The following is a 1,214-nucleotide window of genomic DNA, read 5'->3' on the forward strand; positions in this document are numbered from 1 at the left end:
CAGGTGCAGCACGATGCGTCGTCCCGGGCGGGCGATGCGGGCCGGAACCTGGATGAGGTGACGTCGGATGGTGCCGGTGCGGGCCTTGGCGTGGAAGGTGGAGGCGAGGTGTCCGGCGGCGCGGGTGAGGTTGTAGGCGGTGGCGGCCAGGGTGAGCCAGGCGGCGTTCGCGGTGAACTTCCCCGACGGCAGGTGTCCAAGGGCGGAGTCCTCCAGGTCCGCGAAGACCTGTTCCACGGCGGCGTGAGCCCGGTGCATCGGCTCGGCGTCGGTGAGGACGAAGCGGCTGTCGGTGAAGAGGGCGTGGTGGCGCCAGACGGCGAACAGCTCGCTCTGCCCGTCCGGAACGCTCTTTGGGTTCAGCCGTTTCACGCGGCGCACGATGAGTCGGGCGCTGGTGTGGAATGCCTTCTTCTTACTGGTGAACGCGGTGAAGCCGATCTCGGTGATCTCCGCGTCGGAGACCCAGCGTTTGTCCTCGTCGTCCCAGATCGCATCGGTGTACTTGATCGGCGTCCAGGCGTCGTCCTCGATCGTCTCGATGGCCGCGCGGATGGTCTTGGTGACCGCGACCGCGAGGGAGAAGCGGACTTTGGCCTTGCGGCAGGCGGCGACGACCTTGTGGGAGAAGTAGGCGGAGTCGGCGCGGACGACGATCTGCGCGGTGATGCCCATCGCCCGCACCGTGGCCAGGGCTTCGCGCAGCAGCGAGGCGGCGCCCCTGCCCGAGCCGGCCGAGCCCTTGCGCAGGCGGGTGGCGACGATGACGGGCGCACAGGTGGTGGTCTTGACGGTGACGATCTGGAAGTGGAGGCCGCGGACCTTGGTGTAGCCGAAGGAGGCGCCCTGCTTGGCCGGCCCGTAGACCTGCTTCACCTTGGAGTCGATGTCCATGAACACCACCTCGTCGCCCTTGGGTATCAGGCCGGTGTGGGCGGCGAGGTTGCAGGTGAACGCGCGGGCCGCCGACTCGAGTTGGCGCACATGTCCCCAGGTGAAGGCCCGCAGGAAGGTGCCCAGCGTGGACGGCGCCCGCACCCCGCCGAAGAGTTTCGGCAGTCCGCCGTGGCGCAGGACGTCCAGGTCGTCGATGGAGTCGGCGCCGGCCGTCATGCCGCCCACGATGCTCATCGCCTTCGCCTCGGCGGCCGTGCCGGCCCCGTTCTTCGCGCCGGTCAGGTGGACCTTCTCGGCCACCAGGGCGGGCAGCCCGC

1 protein-coding gene is annotated in these 1,214 nt (G+C 69.5%); it reads right to left on the reverse strand.

Annotated elements, in window-relative coordinates:
* The coding region (locus tag ACFYQA_RS39545) for an IS1380 family transposase (protein WP_388928693.1) at nt 1-1,214 on the reverse strand (1,214 nt) is incomplete at both ends.

Origin of the sequence: Streptomyces sp. NPDC005774 (assembly GCF_042871645.1) — a bacterium.
GTDB lineage: Bacteria > Actinomycetota > Actinomycetes > Streptomycetales > Streptomycetaceae > Streptomyces > Streptomyces pratens.